The sequence below is a fragment of the Mycobacterium noviomagense genome (assembly GCF_010731635.1).
Classification (GTDB): domain Bacteria; phylum Actinomycetota; class Actinomycetes; order Mycobacteriales; family Mycobacteriaceae; genus Mycobacterium; species Mycobacterium noviomagense.
The window spans coordinates 4125660-4144717 of the sequence record NZ_AP022583.1; the positions used below are offsets into that span (position 1 = coordinate 4125660).

The 19058-nt window shown below is 64.4% G+C and carries 13 protein-coding genes and 3 rRNA genes; 15 read left to right on the top strand and 1 reads right to left on the bottom strand.

Going from position 1 to position 19058, the window contains the following annotated elements; all coding sequences use genetic code 11:
• The first annotated feature begins 26 nt into the window (after nt 1-26).
• The 15 genes from tyrS to xerD all read left to right on the top strand — a co-directional run bounded on the left by tyrS (nt 27) and on the right by xerD (nt 18249).
• A complete protein-coding gene (gene tyrS / locus G6N15_RS19535; RefSeq protein WP_139797992.1) occupies nt 27-1301 on the top strand; it encodes a tyrosine--tRNA ligase in 1275 nt (424 codons plus the stop codon).
• 328 nt (nt 1302-1629) lie between these two features.
• Nucleotides 1630-3170 (top strand): 16S ribosomal RNA (locus G6N15_RS19540).
• A 260-nt stretch (nt 3171-3430) separates the two neighbouring features.
• Nucleotides 3431-6545, top strand: a 23S ribosomal RNA gene (locus tag G6N15_RS19545).
• A 111-nt stretch (nt 6546-6656) separates the two neighbouring features.
• Nucleotides 6657-6771 (top strand): 5S ribosomal RNA (rrf, locus tag G6N15_RS19550).
• Together the 16S, 23S and 5S rRNA genes form the textbook arrangement of a ribosomal RNA operon.
• A 170-nt stretch (nt 6772-6941) precedes the next feature.
• Complete coding sequence (locus G6N15_RS19555; RefSeq protein ID WP_083089659.1) at nt 6942-7754, top strand: tetratricopeptide repeat protein; 813 nt, start codon at nt 6942-6944, stop codon at nt 7752-7754.
• A complete protein-coding gene (locus G6N15_RS19560) occupies nt 7705-8778 on the top strand; it encodes an HAD-IIA family hydrolase (protein WP_408632411.1) in 1074 nt (357 codons plus the stop codon). The genes G6N15_RS19555 and G6N15_RS19560 overlap by 50 nt, the downstream gene beginning before the upstream one ends.
• Before the next feature lie 61 nt (nt 8779-8839).
• Complete coding sequence (locus G6N15_RS22800; protein ID WP_169922538.1) at nt 8840-9016, top strand: hypothetical protein; 177 nt, start codon at nt 8840-8842, stop codon at nt 9014-9016.
• Nucleotides 9017-9022: 6 nt separating this feature from the next.
• The gene (locus tag G6N15_RS19565) at nt 9023-9832 is read left to right on the top strand and encodes a TlyA family RNA methyltransferase (protein WP_083089608.1); all 810 of its coding nucleotides are present in this window, start codon (nt 9023-9025) and stop codon (nt 9830-9832) included.
• On the top strand, nt 9829-10752 hold the full coding sequence (locus tag G6N15_RS19570) for an NAD kinase (protein WP_083089610.1): 924 nt from the start codon (nt 9829-9831) through the stop codon (nt 10750-10752). Before G6N15_RS19565 ends, G6N15_RS19570 begins: the two co-directional genes overlap by 4 nt.
• 13 nt (nt 10753-10765) lie before the next feature.
• Entirely contained in the window at nt 10766-12556 is a 1791-nt protein-coding gene (gene recN, locus G6N15_RS19575; RefSeq protein ID WP_083089612.1) for a DNA repair protein RecN, read from the top strand.
• A gap of 92 nt (nt 12557-12648) precedes the next feature.
• Entirely contained in the window at nt 12649-13830 is a 1182-nt protein-coding gene (steA, locus tag G6N15_RS19580; RefSeq protein ID WP_083089614.1) for a putative cytokinetic ring protein SteA, read from the top strand.
• A 12-nt stretch (nt 13831-13842) separates the two neighbouring features.
• Complete coding sequence (locus G6N15_RS19585) at nt 13843-14787, top strand: copper transporter (protein ID WP_083089616.1); 945 nt, start codon at nt 13843-13845, stop codon at nt 14785-14787.
• Nucleotides 14788-14931: 144 nt separating this feature from the next.
• Complete coding sequence (locus G6N15_RS19590; protein WP_083089661.1) at nt 14932-16689, top strand: CTP synthase; 1758 nt, start codon at nt 14932-14934, stop codon at nt 16687-16689.
• Nucleotides 16682-17305 (top strand): NUDIX domain-containing protein, encoded by a 624-nt coding sequence (locus G6N15_RS19595; protein WP_083089619.1) that lies wholly within the window; start codon nt 16682-16684, stop codon nt 17303-17305. The genes G6N15_RS19590 and G6N15_RS19595 overlap by 8 nt, the downstream gene beginning before the upstream one ends.
• A complete protein-coding gene (gene xerD, locus G6N15_RS19600; protein ID WP_083089621.1) occupies nt 17302-18249 on the top strand; it encodes a site-specific tyrosine recombinase XerD in 948 nt (315 codons plus the stop codon). The genes G6N15_RS19595 and xerD overlap by 4 nt, the downstream gene beginning before the upstream one ends.
• Here xerD and G6N15_RS19605 read toward each other — a convergent pair.
• Nucleotides 18246-19001 (bottom strand): O-methyltransferase, encoded by a 756-nt coding sequence (locus tag G6N15_RS19605; RefSeq protein WP_083089624.1) that lies wholly within the window; start codon nt 18999-19001, stop codon nt 18246-18248. The genes xerD and G6N15_RS19605 overlap by 4 nt on opposite strands.
• Between the last annotated feature and the right edge of the window lie 57 nt (nt 19002-19058).

Sequence of the window (19058 nt, forward strand, 5' to 3'; positions counted from 1 at the left end):
GTGACGATCCTGGAAGATCTATGACTGTGGGCGCACCGATCCTCGACGAGCTGGGCTGGCGCGGGCTGATCGCGCAGTCCACCGACCTCGATGCGCTGGCAGCTGAAGCGGCGCGCGGCCCGCTCACGTTGTACGCCGGCTTCGACCCCACCGCGCCCAGCCTGCACGCCGGCCACCTGGTGCCGCTGCTGGCGTTGCGGCGTTTCCAACGCGCCGGCCACCGGCCCATCGTGCTGGCCGGGGGTGCCACCGGCCTGATCGGCGATCCCCGCGACACCGGCGAACGCACACTGAACGCCGCCGACACAGTGCTGGAGTGGACCGAGCGGATCCGCGGGCAGCTAGAACGCTTTGTTGACTTCGACGACTCACCGACCGGCGCGATCGTCGAGAACAACCTCGAATGGACCAGCGGCATGTCGGCCATCGAGTTCCTACGCGACGTGGGCAAGCACTTCTCGGTCAACGTGATGCTGGATCGCGACACTATCCGGCGCCGGCTGGAGGGTGAGGGGATCTCCTACACCGAATTCAGCTACATGCTGCTGCAGGCCAACGACTACGTGGAGCTGTATCGCCGCCACCAGTGCGTGCTACAGATCGGTGGTTCCGACCAGTGGGGCAACATCATCGCCGGGGTGCGCCTGGCGCGCCAAAAGCTGGGGGTCACCGTGCATGCGCTGACCGTGCCGCTGGTGACGGCCGCCGACGGCACCAAGTTCGGCAAGTCCACCGGCGGCGGCAGCCTGTGGCTGGACCCGCAGATGACGACTCCCTACGCCTGGTACCAGTACTTCATCAACACCGCCGACGCCGACGTCATCCGCTACCTGCGCTGGTTCACGTTTTTGTCTGCCGAGGAACTGGCCGAGTTCGAAGAGGCGACGGCCTCGCGGCCGCAGGAACGCGTCGCGCAGCGCCGGCTTGCCCGAGAACTCACCACGCTGGTGCACGGCGAGGCGGCCACCGAAGCCGTCGAACATGCCAGCCGGGCGTTATTCGGTCGTGGTGACCTCGCGCAGTTGGATGAGGCCACGCTTACAGCGGCACTGCGGGAAACCCCGGTGGCCGAATTGAAGCCAGGTGCCCCCGACGGGATCGTCGACCTCTTGGTGGCCAGCGGTCTATCGGCAAGCAAGGGCGCCGCGCGTCGCACCATCGCCGAGGGCGGCGTCTCGGTCAACAACATGAAGGTCGACAGCGAGGAGTGGACGCCGCGGCCCTCTGACTTTCTCCACGGGCGCTGGCTGGTGTTGCGGCGCGGCAAGCGGAATATCGCCGGCATCGAACGTGTTGGATGAGCTTGCCGGAGCCCAAAGACGCCGTCTAGCAGCTTGTTTGACTCGGCGTGGCCCCGAGCGTAACTTATTGAGGTCGTCGCCGCCCGGCCAGTTCGCCGGACGCGACGGCCTCCAAGAGGGAAAGGTCCACTTCGGTGGGTCCCTCGCCGTCCGCACCACTTGCCCGCGGCCATACGGCCGCGGCTGGTTGCGCGGCTGGTGGGTGTTGTTTGAGAACTCAATAGTGTGTTTGGTGGTTTTGTTTGTTGTTTTTTTGCCGCGCCTTTTGATGCCCCGTGTCATTGGGTGTGGTGTGTTTGTTTGTCAGGTTGTTTCTCTGAATGGTTTTTGTTTGGAGAGTTTGATCCTGGCTCAGGACGAACGCTGGCGGCGTGCTTAACACATGCAAGTCGAACGGAAAGGCCCCTTTCGGGGGGTGCTCGAGTGGCGAACGGGTGAGTAACACGTGGGTGATCTGCCCTGCACTTTGGGATAAGCCTGGGAAACTGGGTCTAATACCGGATAGGACCATTCCATGCATGTGGGGTGGTGGAAAGCGTTTTGTAGCGGTGTGGGATGGGCCCGCGGCCTATCAGCTTGTTGGTGGGGTGATGGCCTACCAAGGCGACGACGGGTAGCCGGCCTGAGAGGGTGTCCGGCCACACTGGGACTGAGATACGGCCCAGACTCCTACGGGAGGCAGCAGTGGGGAATATTGCACAATGGGCGCAAGCCTGATGCAGCGACGCCGCGTGGGGGATGACGGCCTTCGGGTTGTAAACCTCTTTCACCATCGACGAAGCCGCACGTTTTCGTGTTGGTGACGGTAGGTGGAGAAGAAGCACCGGCCAACTACGTGCCAGCAGCCGCGGTAATACGTAGGGTGCGAGCGTTGTCCGGAATTACTGGGCGTAAAGAGCTCGTAGGTGGTTTGTCGCGTTGTTCGTGGAAGTCCACAGCTTAACTGTGGGGGTGCGGGCGATACGGGCAGACTGGAGTACTGCAGGGGAGACTGGAATTCCTGGTGTAGCGGTGGAATGCGCAGATATCAGGAGGAACACCGGTGGCGAAGGCGGGTCTCTGGGCAGTAACTGACGCTGAGGAGCGAAAGCGTGGGGAGCGAACAGGATTAGATACCCTGGTAGTCCACGCCGTAAACGGTGGGTACTAGGTGTGGGTTTCCTTCCTTGGGATCCGTGCCGTAGCTAACGCATTAAGTACCCCGCCTGGGGAGTACGGCCGCAAGGCTAAAACTCAAAGGAATTGACGGGGGCCCGCACAAGCGGCGGAGCATGTGGATTAATTCGATGCAACGCGAAGAACCTTACCTGGGTTTGACATGCACAGGACGCGTCTAGAGATAGGCGTTCCCTTGTGGCCTGTGTGCAGGTGGTGCATGGCTGTCGTCAGCTCGTGTCGTGAGATGTTGGGTTAAGTCCCGCAACGAGCGCAACCCTTGTCCCATGTTGCCAGCACGTGATGGTGGGGACTCATGGGAGACTGCCGGGGTCAACTCGGAGGAAGGTGGGGATGACGTCAAGTCATCATGCCCCTTATGTCCAGGGCTTCACACATGCTACAATGGCCGGTACAAAGGGCTGCGATGCCGTGAGGTTAAGCGAATCCTCGCTAAAGCCGGTCTCAGTTCGGATCGGGGTCTGCAACTCGACCCCGTGAAGTCGGAGTCGCTAGTAATCGCAGATCAGCAATGCTGCGGTGAATACGTTCCCGGGCCTTGTACACACCGCCCGTCACGTCATGAAAGTCGGTAACACCCGAAGCCGCTGGCCTAACCCGTATGGGAGGGAGGCGTCGAAGGTGGGATCGGCGATTGGGACGAAGTCGTAACAAGGTAGCCGTACCGGAAGGTGCGGCTGGATCACCTCCTTTCTAAGGAGCACCACGAAAAAGGGGTGTGCGCATCGGGCGCGCACCGAGCCGATGTGGAGTTCGGCGCTGTAGTGGCGTCGGGCTGGGTGCATGGCAAGCAAGCCGCCAACACACTGTTGGGTCCTGAGACAACACCTGTGGTGTTGTTGCCTCGCTTGGTGGTGGGGTGTGGTGTTTGAGTTTTGGATAGTGGTTGCGAGCATCTAGCAAGCAAGAAGCTGGTTTTTTGTTTTTCTTGTTTGCCGAGTGTTTTTTGGTGTTTGTAAGTGTGTTAGGGCGCATGGTGGATGCCTTGGCATCAGGGGCCGATGAAGGACGTGGGAGGCTGCGATATGCCTCGGGGAGTTGTCAACCGAGCGTGGATCCGAGGATGTCCGAATGGGGTAACCCGGCACGAGTGATGTCGTGTCACCCGCATCTGAATGTATAGGGTGCGGGGGGGAACGCGGGGAAGTGAAACATCTCAGTACCCGTAGGAGAAGAAAACAATTGTGATTCCGTTAGTAGTGGCGAGCGAACGCGGATCAGGCTAAACCGCATGCATGTGATACCCGGCGGGGGTTGTGTGTGTGGTGTTGTGGGGCGTTTTTGGTTCGGGTCCGCCGGCCTGGACGGGAGTGAGAAACCGTGGTGTTAGTCGAAGTGGCCTGGGATGGTCTGCCGTAGACGGTGAGAGCCCGGTAGGTGAAAACATCATGGCTCCCGAGAAAGCGTTCCCGAGTAGCAGCGGGCCCGTGGAATCTGCTGTGAATCGGCCGGGACCACCCGGTAAGCCTGAATACTTCCTGGTGACCGATAGCGGATCAGTACCGTGAGGGAATGGTGAAAAGTACCCCGGGAGGGGAGTGAAAGAGTACCTGAAACCGTGTGCCTACAATCCGTCAAAGCCCCCGGTTGGTGGGGTGATGGCGTGCCTTTTGAAGAATGAGCCTGCGAGTCAGGGACATGTCGCGAGGTTAACCCGGGTGGGGTAGCCGCAGCGAAAGCGAGTCTGAATAGGGCGTATCCCCGGTATGGGGTGTAGTGGTGTGTTCTGGACCCGAAGCGGAGTGATCTACCCATGGCCAGGGTGAAGCGCGGGTAAGACCGCGTGGAGGCCCGAACCCACTTAGGTTGAAGACTGAGGGGATGAGTTGTGGGTAGGGGTGAAAGGCCAATCAAACTCCGTGATAGCTGGTTCTCCCCGAAATGCATTTAGGTGCAGCGTTGTGTGGTTCACCGCGGAGGTAGAGCTACTGGATGGCCGATGGGCCCGACTAGGTTACTGACGTCAGCCAAACTCCGAATGCCGCGGTGGGAAAGCATGGCAGTGAGACGGCGGGGGATAAGCTTCGCGCGTCGAAAGGGAAACAGCCCAGATCGCCGGCTAAGGCCCCTAAGGGTGTGCTAAGTGGGAAAGGATGTGCAGTCGCACAGACAACCAGGAGGTTGGCTTAGAAGCAGCCATCCTTGAAAGAGTGCGTAATAGCTCACTGGTCAAGTGATTGTGCGCCGATAATGTAGCGGGGCTCAAGCACACCGCCGAAGCCGCGGCAACAAAGCAATTTGTTGGGTAGGGGAGCGTCCCTCCACCGGGGAAGCATGAGAGTGATCTTGTGTGGAGGTGGGGGGGAGTGAGAATGCAGGCATGAGTAGCGATAAGGCAAGTGAGAACCTTGCCCGCCGGAAGACCAAGGGTTCCTGGGCCAGGCCAGTCCGCCCAGGGTGAGTCGGGACCTAAGGCGAGGCCGACAGGCGTAGTCGATGGACAACGGGTTGATATTCCCGTACCCGTGTGTGCGCGCCCATACCGAATCGGATCTGCTAACCACCCAAAACCCCGCTGACCGTGCCCTTTTTGGGGTGTGGGGGTGGGGGGCTGCGTGGGACCCGGTCTGCTAGTAGGTAAGCGATGGGGTGACGCAGGAAGGTAGCCGTACCAGTCAGTGGTTGTACTGGGGCAAGCCGGTAGGGAGAGCGATAGGCAAATCCGTCGCTCATGAAATCCTGAGAGGTGATGCATAGCCGGTTGAGGTGAATTCGGTGATCCTGTGCTGCCGAGAAAAGCCTCTAGCGAGCTCACACACGGCCCGTACCCCAAACCGACACAGGTGGTCAGGTAGAGAATACCGAGGCGTACGAGACAACTATGGTTAAGGAACTCGGCAAAATGCCCCCGTAACTTCGGGAGAAGGGGGACCCCCACACCGTCATGGCCTTCGCGGCCGGCAGCGGCAGGGGGTGGCACAAACCAGGGAGAAGCGACTGTTTACTAAAAACACAGGTCCGTGCGAAGTCGCAAGACGAGGTATACGGACTGACGCCTGCCCGGTGCTGGAAGGTTAAGAGGACCCGTCAACCCTTCGGGGTGAAGCGGAGAATTTAAGCCCCAGTAAACGGCGGTGGTAACTATAACCATCCTAAGGTAGCGAAATTCCTTGTCGGGTAAGTTCCGACCTGCACGAATGGCGTAACGACTTCTCCACTGTCTCAACCATAGACTCGGCGAAATTGCACTACGAGTAAAGATGCTCGTTACGCGCGGCAGGACGAAAAGACCCCGGGACCTTTACTACAACTTGGTATTGGAGTTCGATGCGGCTTGTGTAGGATAGGTGGGAGACTGTGAAACATGAACGCCAGTTTGTGTGGAGTCGTTGTTGAAATACCACTCTGGCCGTATTGGACCTCTAACCTCGAACCCTGAACCGGGTTCAGGGACAGTGCCTGGCGGGTAGTTTAACTGGGGCGGTTGCCTCCCAAAGGTAACGGAGGCGCCCAAAGGTTCCCTCAACCTGGACGGCAATCAGGTGGCGAGTGCAAGTGCACAAGGGAGCTTGACTGCAAGACCCACACGTCAAGCAGGGACGAAAGTCGGGACTAGTGATCCGGCACCCCCGAGTGGAAGGGGTGTCGCTCAACGGATAAAAGGTACCCCGGGGATAACAGGCTGATCTTCCCCAAGAGTCCATATCGACGGGATGGTTTGGCACCTCGATGTCGGCTCGTCGCATCCTGGGGCTGGAGCAGGTCCCAAGGGTTGGGCTGTTCGCCCATTAAAGCGGCACGCGAGCTGGGTTTAGAACGTCGTGAGACAGTTCGGTCTCTATCCGCCGCGCGCGTCAGAAGCTTGAGGAAACCTGTCCCTAGTACGAGAGGACCGGGACGGACGAACCTCTGGTCCACCAGTTGTCCCACCAGGGGCACCGCTGGATAGCCACGTTCGGCCAGGATAACCGCTGAAAGCATCTAAGCGGGAAACCTTCTCCAAGACCAGGCTTCTCACCCATATCAGTGGGATAAGGCCCCCCGCAGAACACGGGATCAATAGACCAGACCTAGACACCCCGCAAGGGGCGAAGGCCACTGGCACTAACCGGCCGAAAACTTACAACACCGTCCGGCGACCGATGCAGGCCGCACCGACCTGAAAACGAGCCGGACAACTAAACCACCGCAACCACACCACCCACACCCCACCACCAAAAACACAAATTCAAATAGAGTTACGGCGGTCCATAGCGGCAGGGAAACGCCCGGACCCATCCCGAACCCGGAAGCTAAGCCTGCCAGCGCCGATGATACTACCCACCCCGGGTGGAAAAGTAGGACACCGCCGAACACACAAAAAGCACCCCCCACAAGGGGGTGCTTTTATTTACGCGAAATTTGAAATGCAATTACAGGCTCTTAATTGCCGGCCCTTCAATTGTCGGCGCGTCGACGGTTTCCGTATCCTTTGACAGGGCAGTGGGATACAGCGCGGCAGAGCGATTCGAGGTGGATGCACGAGTGGTCGATGACACGCATGGCGGCGAGCGACGACCGCGACCGCCGGCCGGTGGCGCACCGCGGCGAGGGCCATACGCCGGACGCGACGTTGCCCGCTCCGGCCCCGGCCGCGCACGGCGCGTCCAACCCCAGCACGCACCGCAGGAGCTCGACGACGGGCCGGTGATCCCGCCCGACGTCGAAGCCAAGCAGTTGGCGCCCGAAATCCGCCGTGAATTAAGCACCTTGGACCGTGCCACCGCCGAGGCGGTGGCACGCCACCTCGTCGCGGCCGGTGGGCTGATCGACGACGACCCGCAAGCCGCGCTCAGCCACGCACGTGCGGCCCGGGCCCGGTCCGGCCGCATCGCCGCGGTCCGCGAAGCCGTTGGCATCGCGGCCTACCACTGCGGCGACTGGGCGCAAGCGCTCGCCGAACTGCGCGCCGCGCGCAGAATGGGCAGCAAATCCCCGCTCCTTCCACTGATTGCCGACTGCGAACGCGGCCTCGGCCGTCCCGAGCGGGCGATCGAACTGGCTCGGGGACCCGAGGCGGCCGAGCTCAGTGGTGACGACGCCGATGAGTTGCGCATCGTGGCCGCCGGGGCCCGCGCGGATCTCGGTCAGCTCGAGCAGGCCCTGATCGTGTTGTCCACGCCGCAGCTGGATCCCAGCCGTACCGGCTCGACCGCCGCGCGGTTGTTCTACGCCTACGCTGAAACGCTGCTGGCGCTGGGCCGCAGCGACGAAGCGCTGCAATGGTTTTTGCGCTCGGCGACCGCGGATGTCGAAGGCGTCACCGACGCCGAAGAGCGGGTTAGCGAGTTGGCCTGACGTGACAACGCTTGCAGAGCAATACGATTGCTTGCTTATCGATCTGGATGGGACCGTCTTTCGGGGCCGCCAGCCCACCGACGGCGCGGTGGAGTCGCTGGACAAGGTGCGTAGCCGAAAGCTGTTCATCACCAACAACGCGTCCCGCGCGGCAGACGAAGTCGCCGAGCACCTGCGCGATTTAGGCTTCACGGCAACCGGCGACGACGTGGTCACCAGCGGCCAGACCGCCGCGCATGTGCTCGCCGATCAGCTTCCGCCCGGCTCACGGGTACTGGTCGTGGGCACCGATTCACTGGCCAACGAGATCGCCGCAGTCGGATTGCGTCCTGTTCGGCTGTGGCAAGACGAGCCGGTGGCGGTGGTCCAGGGCCACTCGCCCACGACAGGATGGCCCGACCTTGCCGAGGCAGCGCTGGCCATCCGCGCGGGCGCGCTGTGGGTGGCGGCCAATGTCGACCGCACCTTGCCGTCCGAGCGCGGGCTGTTGCCCGGTAACGGGTCGATGGTTGCCGCACTGCGAGCTGCAACCGATGCCGAACCGCAAGTGGCCGGTAAGCCTGCGCCGACACTGATGACCGACGCGGTGGCACGCGGCGACTTTCGCGCACCGCTGGTGGTCGGTGATCGCTTGGACACCGACATCGCCGGCGCCAACGCGGCAAAGCTGCCCAGCCTGATGGTCCTCACGGGCGTGAATTCGGCCCGCGATGCCGTTTATGCCGTGCCGTCGCAACGGCCCACCTACATCGCGCACGACCTGCGCTCGCTGCACCGCGACGCCGACGAGCTCGCGGTTGCGCCGCGAGCGGCATGGCGAGTCGAAAACCGTGACGGCACGGTGACGGTCAGCGCGAACGACGAGGACGCCGGGGACGGGCTGTCGGTGGTTCGCGCCGTCGCCAAGGCTGTTTGGGACGCAGACTGCGACGACGGCCATATCACGGTCAAGGCCGGCGACGAGCAGGCCCGCGACGCCCTGAGCCGCTGGTCCCTGTTCACCGACGAAGATCGGCTAGCGTAAAGGGCGCAATGACCCGCGCCGGCGACGATGCTTCAGCGATGCGATGAGGAGGAGCGGCGCAGTGACATACGACCCTGACCAGATCCGCGCCCAGATCAACGCGCTGCTCGCCGGGCTGCCCGATCTCGCGGACGATGAGAACAGCCTCGCCGAGGCCGACCTCGACGAGATCGCGCGCCGGCTTTCCGAAGCGCACGACGTGCTGGTGCGCGCGCTGGAGTCGGCGGAGAAGGGCTGAGCGCCCGTGGCACGACGTGCCCGCATCGACGCCGAACTGGTCCGGCGCGGGCTGGCGCGATCCCGTCAGCAAGCCGCCGAGTTGATCGGGGCGGGCAAGGTGAGCATCGACGGGATGCCGGCGGCCAAGCCGAGCACCAACGTGCCCGTCACCGCCGCCGTCACCGTCGCGCACGGTGACGAGCGCAGCTGGGTGTCGCGCGGTGCTTGCAAACTCATTGGGGCCCTTGACGCTTTCGGCATCACCGTCGATGGACGGCGCTGCCTGGATGCGGGCGCGTCGACCGGTGGGTTCACCGAAGTGCTACTGGATCGGGGCGCGCGGGAAGTCGTCGCCGCCGACGTCGGCTACGGACAGCTGGCGTGGGCGCTGCGGTCCGATCCGCGGGTGGTTGTCGTCGAACGCACCAACGTCCGCGATCTCTCGCCTGCTGCGATCGGCGGCCCGGTCGACATGGTCGTGGCCGACCTGTCGTTCATCTCGCTGACCACGGTCTTGCCCGCCTTGACTGCATGCGCGTCACCGGACGCCGATATCGTTCCCATGGTGAAGCCGCAGTTCGAGGTCGGAAAGGGTCAAGTCGGGGCCGGCGGGGTCGTGCATGACCCGAAGCTGCGCTGCGAGTCGGTGCTTACCGTGGCCCGACGCGCCGAGGAGCTGGGCTGGCACACCGTCGGCGTCACCGCCAGCCCGCTACCGGGGCCGTCCGGCAATGTCGAATACTTCCTGTGGCTCCGCGCCCAGCCGGAGCAGCCGCTATCCGGCGAGGCGTTGGTGGACGCGGTACGGCACGCCGTCGACGAGGGGCCGCAATGACCCACGACCGCACCGTGCTGTTGGTGGTGCACACCGGACGCGAGGAAGTGACCGATACCGCACGCCGGGTCGAGAAAACACTGGCGGACAACGGGATTGGACTGCGTGCGCTGTCGGCTGAGGCGGTCGACAGGGGTTCGGTGCACCTGTCGCCCGACGACATGCGGGCGTTGGGCGTCGACATCGAGGTGGTTGACGCCGACCCTCGCGCCGCCGAAGGATGCGAGCTGGTGCTCGTGCTCGGCGGTGACGGTACCTTTCTACGCGCAGCCGAGCTGGCCCGGAGCGCGAACATCCCGGTACTCGGGGTGAACTTGGGCCGGATCGGATTCCTTGCCGAGGCTGAGGCCGAAGCCATCGACGCCGTGCTCGAACGGGTGGTCGCCCGGAATTACCGGATCGAAGATCGCCTGACGCTCGACATCGTGGTGCGCGACGAGACCGGGATCGTCGACCGCGGATGGGCGATGAACGAGGCGAGCTTGGAAAAAGGCCCGCGGCTGGGCGTTCTCGGGGTTGTTCTCGAGGTCGACGGGCGGCCGGTGTCGACGTTCGGCTGCGACGGGGTGTTGGTGTCGACGCCGACGGGATCGACCGCCTACGCGTTCTCCGCCGGGGGCCCGGTGTTGTGGCCCGACCTGGAGGCGATCCTGGTGGTGCCCAACAATGCTCATGCGCTGTTCGCCCGGCCCATGGTCACCAGCCCCGAGGCGACAATCGCGATCGAAGTCGAGTCGGGCGGCCACAACGCCCTGGTGTTCTGCGACGGCCGCCGCGAAATGCTGGTACCGGCCGGCGGGCGGCTCGAGGTGACGCGCTGCGACACACCGGTGAAGTGGGCACGGCTGGATAGCGCACCGTTCACCGACCGTCTGGTACGCAAGTTCCGGCTGCCGGTTACCGGATGGCGCGGGCAATAAGCGGTGCCGGCGGATGCTGACTGAAATACGCATCGAGTCGCTGGGCGCGATCAGCGCCGCGACCGCGGAGTTCGGCCAGGGCCTGACCGTGCTCACCGGCGAGACTGGCACCGGCAAGACGATGGTGGTCACCGGGCTGCAGCTGCTCGGTGGGGCGCGCGCCGACGCCACCCGCGTGCGGTCGGGTGCCGACCGCGCGGTGGTCGAAGGTCGTTTCACCACAGTCGATCTCGACGAAGCCGCCGCCGCCCAGATCGACGACATCCTGGACTCGTCGGGAGCCGAACGCGACGAGGACGGCAGCGTAATCGCGTCGCGCTCGGTCAGCCGGGACGGGCCATCGCGCGCGTACCTGGGCGGACGCAGCGTGCCCGCCAAGTCGCTGAGCAGTTTCACCACCGAGTTGCTCACGTTGCACGGCCAAAACGACCAGCTGCGCTTGATGCGGCCCGAACAGCAGCGCAACGCATTGGACCGGTTCGCCGACGTCGGCTCGCGGCTGGAGCGCTACCGCAAATTGCGCGACGCCTGGCAGTCGGCGCGGCGCGACCTCGTCGAGCGCCGCAACCACGCCCGCGAACTGGCGCAGGAGGCCGACCGGTTGAAGTTCGCGCTCAACGAGATCGACGCCGTCGACCCCGAACCGGGTGAGGACGACGCGCTGCTCGCCGACATCCGGCGGCTCTCCGAACTCGACGCGCTGCGCGAGGCCGCGGCCAGTGCGCGCGGGGCGTTATCCGGCGCGTTGGACGACAGCGGTGCCGCCGCCGAGTTTCCGGGCGAGCCGCGATCGGCCGCCGATCTGCTCGGGCAGGCGAAGGCGGCGTTGGCGGCGACCGACGACGCCACACTGCGCGCCCTGGCCGACCAACTCGACGAGGCGCTGGCGGTGGTGAGCGATGCCGCCCGCGAGCTCGGCGACTACCTCTTCCAGCTGCCCGCCGACGCCAGCGCACTGGACACCAAGCTCGCCCGTCAAGCCGACCTGCGCACGCTCACCCGCAAATACGCTGCCGACATCGACGGCGTGCTGCAGTGGGCGCGCCAGGCGCGGACCAGGCTGGCTCAGATCGACGTTTCCGAGGAGGCGCTGACCAGCCTGCAGCGCCGGGTCGACGAACTGGCAGTCCAATTGGCCGAAGCGGCAACCGATCTCAGTAAGTTGCGCAGGCAAGCAGCCAAGCGGCTGGCCAAGGCCGTCAGCGCGGAGCTGTCCGGGCTGGCGATGGCCAATGCCGAGCTCGCCGTCAGCGTGACCACCGCGGCCGCCAACGACGACAATCCGGCCGCGCTGCGACTCCCGTCGGGCGAGCTGGTTCATGCCGGCGCAGACGGCATCGACCAGGTCGAGTTCGGTTTCGCCGCCCATCGCGGGACGACGGTGTTGCCGCTGTCGAAAAGCGCCTCCGGCGGTGAGCTGTCGCGGGTGATGCTGGCTTTAGAGGTCGTGCTGGCCACCTCGGCCCGACGTTCGGCGGGCACCACCATGGTGTTCGACGAGGTCGACGCCGGCGTGGGCGGGCGAGCCGCGGTGCAGATCGGTCGACGGCTGGCGAGGCTGGCTCACACCCACCAGGTCATCGTGGTGACCCACCTGCCCCAGGTGGCCGCTTATGCCGATGTACATCTGGTTGTGGACACCATCGGAGCAGACGGCGCCAGCGCGGTACGCCGCGTGGAGGGCGCGGACCGCGTCGCCGAGCTGGCCCGGATGCTGGCCGGTCTGGGTGACTCCGACAGCGGCCGTGCACACGCCAGCGAGCTGCTGGAGGCTGCCCGAGCCGAGATCAGCTCGAGTCCATAGTGCTGTGGCAGATGTGACAATTTATAACTACTGAGGCTGTTGTTACGGCGCGCCTACTCGCAACCGGGTGGTTCCGCCGACAGAATCGCCGCATGAAGATGTCAGCGCTTCTGTCTCGTAATGCTGAGCGGCCCGGGGTTGTCGGCACCGCCCGGGTCGACCGCGACATCGACCGCCTGCTGCGCCGGGTGGGTCCCGGTGACATCGTGGTCCTCGACGTGCTCGATCTCGATCGCGTCACCGCCGATGCGCTCGTCGAAGCCGACATCGCCGGCGTCGTCAACGCGTCTCCCTCAGTGTCCGGCCGCTACCCCAACCTGGGCCCGGAGGTGTTGGTCGCCAACGGGGTCACCCTGATCGACGAGGCGGGCCCGGAGGTCTTCAAGAAAATCAAGGACGGCGCCAAAGTTCGGCTCTACAACGGCGGGGTGTATTCCGGCGACCGTCGGCTGATTCACGGCACCGAGCGCACCGACCATGACATCGCCGACCTGATGCACGAAGCGAAAAGCGGGCTGGTCGCTCATTTAGAGGCGTTCGCGGGCAACACCATTGAGTTCATCCGCAGCGAAAGCCCGTTGTTGATCGACGGCATCGGTATTCCGGATGTCGACGTGGACATGCGCCGCCGCCATGTGGTGGTGGTGTCCGATGAGCCCAGTGCCGCCGATGATTTGAAGGCGCTCAAGCCATTCATCAAGGAATACCAGCCGGTGCTGATCGGTGTCGGCGCCGGAGCCGACGTTCTGCGCAAGGCGGGATATCGGCCCCAGCTCATCGTCGGCGACCCCGAGCAGATGAGCGCGGAAGTCCTCAAATGCGGTGCGCAGGTGGTGTTACCGGCTGACGCCGACGGCCATGCGCCGGGCCTGGAACGGATCCAGGACCTCGGCGTAGGAGCGATGACGTTCCCGGCTGCCGGCTCTGCGACCGACCTGGCCCTGCTGCTGGCCGATCACCACGGCGCCGCGCTGTTGGTCACCGCCGGGCACACCGCCAACATCGAGACGTTCTTCGACCGCACACGCGTGGCCAGCAACCCGTCGACCTTCCTGACCAGGCTGCGGGTGGGGGAAAAGCTGGTGGACGCCAAGGCTGTCGCCACGTTGTATCGCAGCCACATGTCGGCTGGCGCTGTTGCGCTTTTGGTGTTGACGATGCTGATCGCCGTCATCGCCGTGCTGTGGGTGTCGCGGGCCGACGCCGTGGTGGTGCATTGGGTCGTCGAGTACTGGAACCGCTTCTCCCTGTGGGTGCAGGGCCGGATCACCTAGGCGGCGCTGACGGTGATATCCCTACGCCACCATGCTATTTCGCTGGCTGCGGTGTTTGTGGCGCTGGCGCTCGGCGTCGTCTTGGGGTCAGGCCTGCTGTCTGATACGGTGCTGTCCGGCTTGCGGGCCGAAAAGCGGGATCTGCACGCTCAGATCGACAGGCTCAACGACCAGAAGAACGCGCTGAACGAAAAGCTCAGCGCAGCAAATGATTTTACTTCTCAAATGGCGGCACACATCGTCCACGACGCACTCGCGGGCAAGTCGGTCATTGTGTTCCGCACCCCGGACGCCAAAGACGACGATGTCCAAGCAGTGTCGAAATTGATGGGCCAGGCTGGAGCGACGCTGCGCGGAATGGTGTCGCTGACCCAGGAGTTCATCGACGCCAACTCGGCGGAAAAGCTGCGCTCGGTTGTGAACTCCTCGATCGTGCCAGCCGGTGCGCAATTGAGCACCAAGCTCGTCGACCAAGGTTCGCAGGCCGGTGATCTGCTCGGAATTGCGTTGCTGATCAACCGTGATCCCGCGGTTCCCACCGTCGATGACGCCCAGCGCGACGTCGTGCTGGCGGCACTTCGCGATACCGGTTTCATCTCCTATCCCTCCGACGCGCATATCGGTGCAGCGAACGCAGCCGTGGTCATCACCGGTGGTGGGCTTGGCGACGACGCCGGAAACCAAGGTGTGAGTGTGGCGCGGTTCGCCGCCGCACTGGCACCTCACGGCACCGGCACGGTGTTGGCCGGTCGCGACGGATCCGCCAGCGGAACGGCGGCCGTCGCCGTCACTCGTGCCGATCCCGGGATGGCGTCGGCGATTACCACCGTCGATGACGTCGACGCCGAGTCTGGGCGGATCACGGTGGTCCTGGGTTTACATGACCTGATCAACGGCGCTCGTACTGGCCAGTACGGAATAGGTCACGGCGCCACGTCGCTCACTGTCGCCCAGTAGCCCGCGCGATCGGAGCCTGAGCCGGGGCGTGTCAACGACGGCGCGACGCTGTCGGTGTTAGGGTGGATTTCCGTGGGTCGGCAGGCCCAAGTGCATGACAGCACAAAGAACGTAGTCCTGCCCGTCTTCACGGAGGTGGCAATTTTGCGCAGGCACCCGCAGACCGCCACCAAGCACCTCTTCGTCAGCGGCGGCGTGGCCTCATCGCTGGGCAAAGGGCTGACGGCCAGCAGTCTCGGACAATTACTGACCGCCCGCGGCTTGCAGGTGACCATGCAAAAACTCGACCCGTATCTCAACGTCGACCCGGGAACCATGAACCCGTTCCAGCACGGAGAGGTTTTCGTCACCGAGGACGGCGCCGAAACAGACCTCGATGTCGGCCACTACGAGCGCTTTTTGGACCGCGATCTGTCCGGATCAGCGAATGTCACTACCGGCCAAGTCTATTCGTCGGTCATCGCCAAAGAACGGCGCGGCGAGTATCTCGGCGACACCGTCCAGGTCATCCCGCACATCACCGACGAAATCAAAAGCCGCATCCTGGCCATGGCCGAGCCCGACGCCGAAGGCAATCGCCCCGACGTCGTCATCACCGAAATCGGCGGCACCGTCGGCGATATCGAATCGCAGCCGTTTCTGGAGGCGGCCCGGCAGGTTCGCCACGACCTCGGCCGGGAGAATGTCTTCTTCCTGCATGTGTCGCTGGTGCCATATCTGGCACCCTCGGGCGAGCTGAAGACCAAGCCCACCCAGCACTCCGTGGCGGCCTTGCGCAGCATCGGTATTACCCCGGACGCGCTGATCCTGCGTTGCGACCGCGACGTTCCCGAACCGCTGAAGAACAAGATCGCGCTGATGTGTGACGTGGACATCGACGGTGTGATCTCGACTCCGGATGCGCCGTCGATCTACGACATTCCCAAGGTGTTGCACCGAGAGGAGCTCGACGCCTTCGTGGTGCGCCGTCTCAACCTGCCGTTTCGCGACGTCGACTGGACGGAATGGGACGACTTGCTGCGCAAAGTGCACGAGCCGCAGGAGACGGTGCGAATCGCGTTGGTGGGCAAATACGTTGACCTCTCCGATGCGTATCTGTCGGTCACTGAGGCGCTGCGGGCAGGCGGATTCAAGCACCGCGCGAAGGTGGAGATGCGGTGGGTAGCATCCGATGACTGCCAAGATCCCAGTGCCGCGGCGGCCGCGTTGAGCGATGTGCACGGCGTGCTGATCCCCGGCGGGTTCGGGATCCGCGGCATCGAGGGCAAGATCGGCGCGATCCACTATGCGCGAACCCGAGGCCTACCGGTGCTGGGACTGTGTCTGGGATTGCAGTGCATCGTGATCGAAGCTGCGCGTTCCGTTGGGCTGACACAAGCCAATTCAGCCGAGTTCGACCCAGGCACCCCGGATCCCGTCATCTCCACCATGGCCGACCAGGAAGATATCGTGGCCGGCGAGGCAGATCTGGGCGGCACAATGCGGCTGGGCGCGTATCCGGCTGTGCTGGAACCGGATTCGATCGTCGCGCAGGCATACCAGACAACGCAGGTCTCGGAGCGACACCGGCATCGCTACGAGGTCAACAACGCCTACCGCGACAAGATCGCCGAAAGCGGGCTTCGGTTTTCCGGAACCTCGCCTGACGGCCATCTGGTGGAGTTTGTCGAATATCCGCGTGAGGTCCATCCGTTCGTCGTCGGTACCCAGGCACACCCGGAGCTGAAGAGCCGTCCCACCCGGCCGCATCCGCTGTTTGTCGCGTTCGTCGGCGCCGCTATCGACTACAAGGCGGCCGAGCGGCTGCCGGTGGAGATCCCCGAGCAGCGGCCCAACGGCAACGAACCCCGCGGCAGCGTCGGGCAGCCGCTGCACGAACCCGAACCCGTCGCCCGTGGCTGAACACGTCTTCGAGACGATATCGTCCGAAATCCTGCATACCGGAAAGATTTTCGCGCTCCGCAAGGACCGGGTGGTGATGCCCGACGGCAAGATCGTCAACCGCGAAGTGGTCGAGCACTACGGCGCAGTGGGCGTCGTCGCCCTGGACGACGACGACAACATCCCCTTGGTTTATCAGTACCGCCACCCCTTCGGTCGTCGCCTCTGGGAGCTGCCGGCCGGGCTGCTCGACGTGCACGGCGAGGCACCGCACCTCACGGCTGCCCGGGAACTGCAGGAAGAAGCCGGGCTGAAGGCGGAGACGTGGCAGGTGCTGGCCGATTTGGATTCCACGCCGGGTTTCAGCGACGAGTCGGTGCGGGTGTATCTGGCCACCGGATTGACCGACGTCGGAAGACCGCAAGGCCATGACGAAGAAGCCGATATGACGTTGCAGTGGTATCCGCTGGCCGAGGCGGTGCGTCGAGTATTCAGCGGAGAGATCGTCAATTCGCTTGCCGTTTCCGGCATTTTGGCGGCGTTCGCGGTGCGCAAGGGCCTTGCGCAGCCGCGGCCGGTGGACGCGCCGTGGCTCGACAAGCCGACGGCCTTCGCCGAGCGGCAGGCGGCGCGATGACTACGTTGGCGCCGCCGCTCGAGACCCAAGTGCAGAGCTATCTCGACCATCTGACGATCGAGCGGGGCGTGGCCGCCAACACGCTGAGTTCCTACCGCCGCGACCTGCGCCGCTACCTCGAGCACCTAACGGTGCGCGGCATCGACGATCTGGCCAAGGTCACCGAGGACGACGTCAGCGACTTCCTCGTGGCGCTGCGCCGTGGTGATCCCGATGCGGGCGCGGTGCCGCTGTCGGCGGTGTCGGCCGCGCGCGCCCTGATCGCGGTGCGCGGCTTGCACCGGTTCGCAGCGGCTGAAGGCCTCACCGATGTCGATGTGGCGCGGGAGGTCAAACCACCGACCTCAGGCCGCCGGCTGCCCAAGAGTCTGACCGTCGACGAGGTGCTGGCTCTGCTGGCGGCAGCGGGCGGCGACAGTCCGTCGGACGGACCGCTGACGCTGCGCAACCGGGCGCTCCTGGAGTTCTTGTACTCCACCGGAGCGCGGATTTCCGAAGCTGTGGGGCTCGATGTCGACGACATCGACGTACAGGCCAGGTCAGTGCTGCTGCGCGGCAAGGGCGGCAAGCAGCGGCTGGTGCCGGTCGGGCGTCCCGCTGTGGAGGCGCTGCAGGCCTATCTGGTGCGGGGACGCCCAGAGCTGGCTCGGCGCGGCCGGGGAACGCCCAGCATGTTCCTCAACGCCCGTGGTGGGCGGTTGTCGCGGCAAAGCGCCTGGCAGGTATTGCAGGATGCCGCCGAACGTGCCGGCATCACCTCGAAAGTGTCGCCACACATGCTGCGGCACTCGTTTGCCACCCACCTGCTCGACGGCGGCGCCGACGTTCGAGTGGTACAGGAGCTGCTCGGCCACGCGTCTGTGACGACGACTCAGATCTACACGCTGGTGACCGTGCACGCGCTGCGGGAAGTCTGGGCCGGCGCGCATCCGCGAGCGCGTTAGCCACCCAGGTACTCCGACTCCAACACCAGGTCAGCGACCAGCGTCTGGTACTCCACGTGTGCCTTGTGCTCGGTGGTGTTCCACAGCTTGCCCTGCTGCTCACGCATGTAGGACCGGTACTTGGGCGCGCCGGGCACCTTGACGTTGTCGGCGACGACAATTGATCCCTCGTGCAGCCAGCCCCGGTCGAGGATGCTTTGCAGATCGGGAAGGTAAGCATCCTTGTCGTGGTCGAGGAACACGAAATCTATTGCGCCAGCGGTAAATCCGTGCTCATTGGCCAGCGTGTCCATAGTGCGCCCGCCGTCGCCGATGGTGCCGACTACACACGTCACCCGGTCGCCGACCCCGGCATGCGCCCAGATTTGTCGAGCGTTGACGGCGTTGGCTTCGGCCAGCTCGACCGAGTACACCTTGGCGGCGGGTGCGGCACGCGCAATCCGCAGCGCCCCGTAACCGCAGTAGGTGCCCAACTCCAGCGCGAGTTTGGGGGCGGCGCGGCGGACCGCGGCGTCGAGCAGCGCCCCTTTCTCCGGGCCGACGTTGATCAACAGCGACTTCTCGTAGGCGAATCGGTCGATGGTGGCCAGCACATCGTCGATGTCACCGGCGCGGGCATTTTCCAGCACGTATCGGACGGCTGCAGCCTCCCGCCCGTCACCGATCTGGCCGGTGGTGGTGATGTTGTGGCTGCCTATAGCCATCCTCAAGACCGACCACCGCAAGAAGGGGATGCGCTGCTTGAGATTCATACAGGAGACGATAGCCCCGCGGCCCTGTGCCGGAAATTCGCTGGTTAGGTTGCTTGC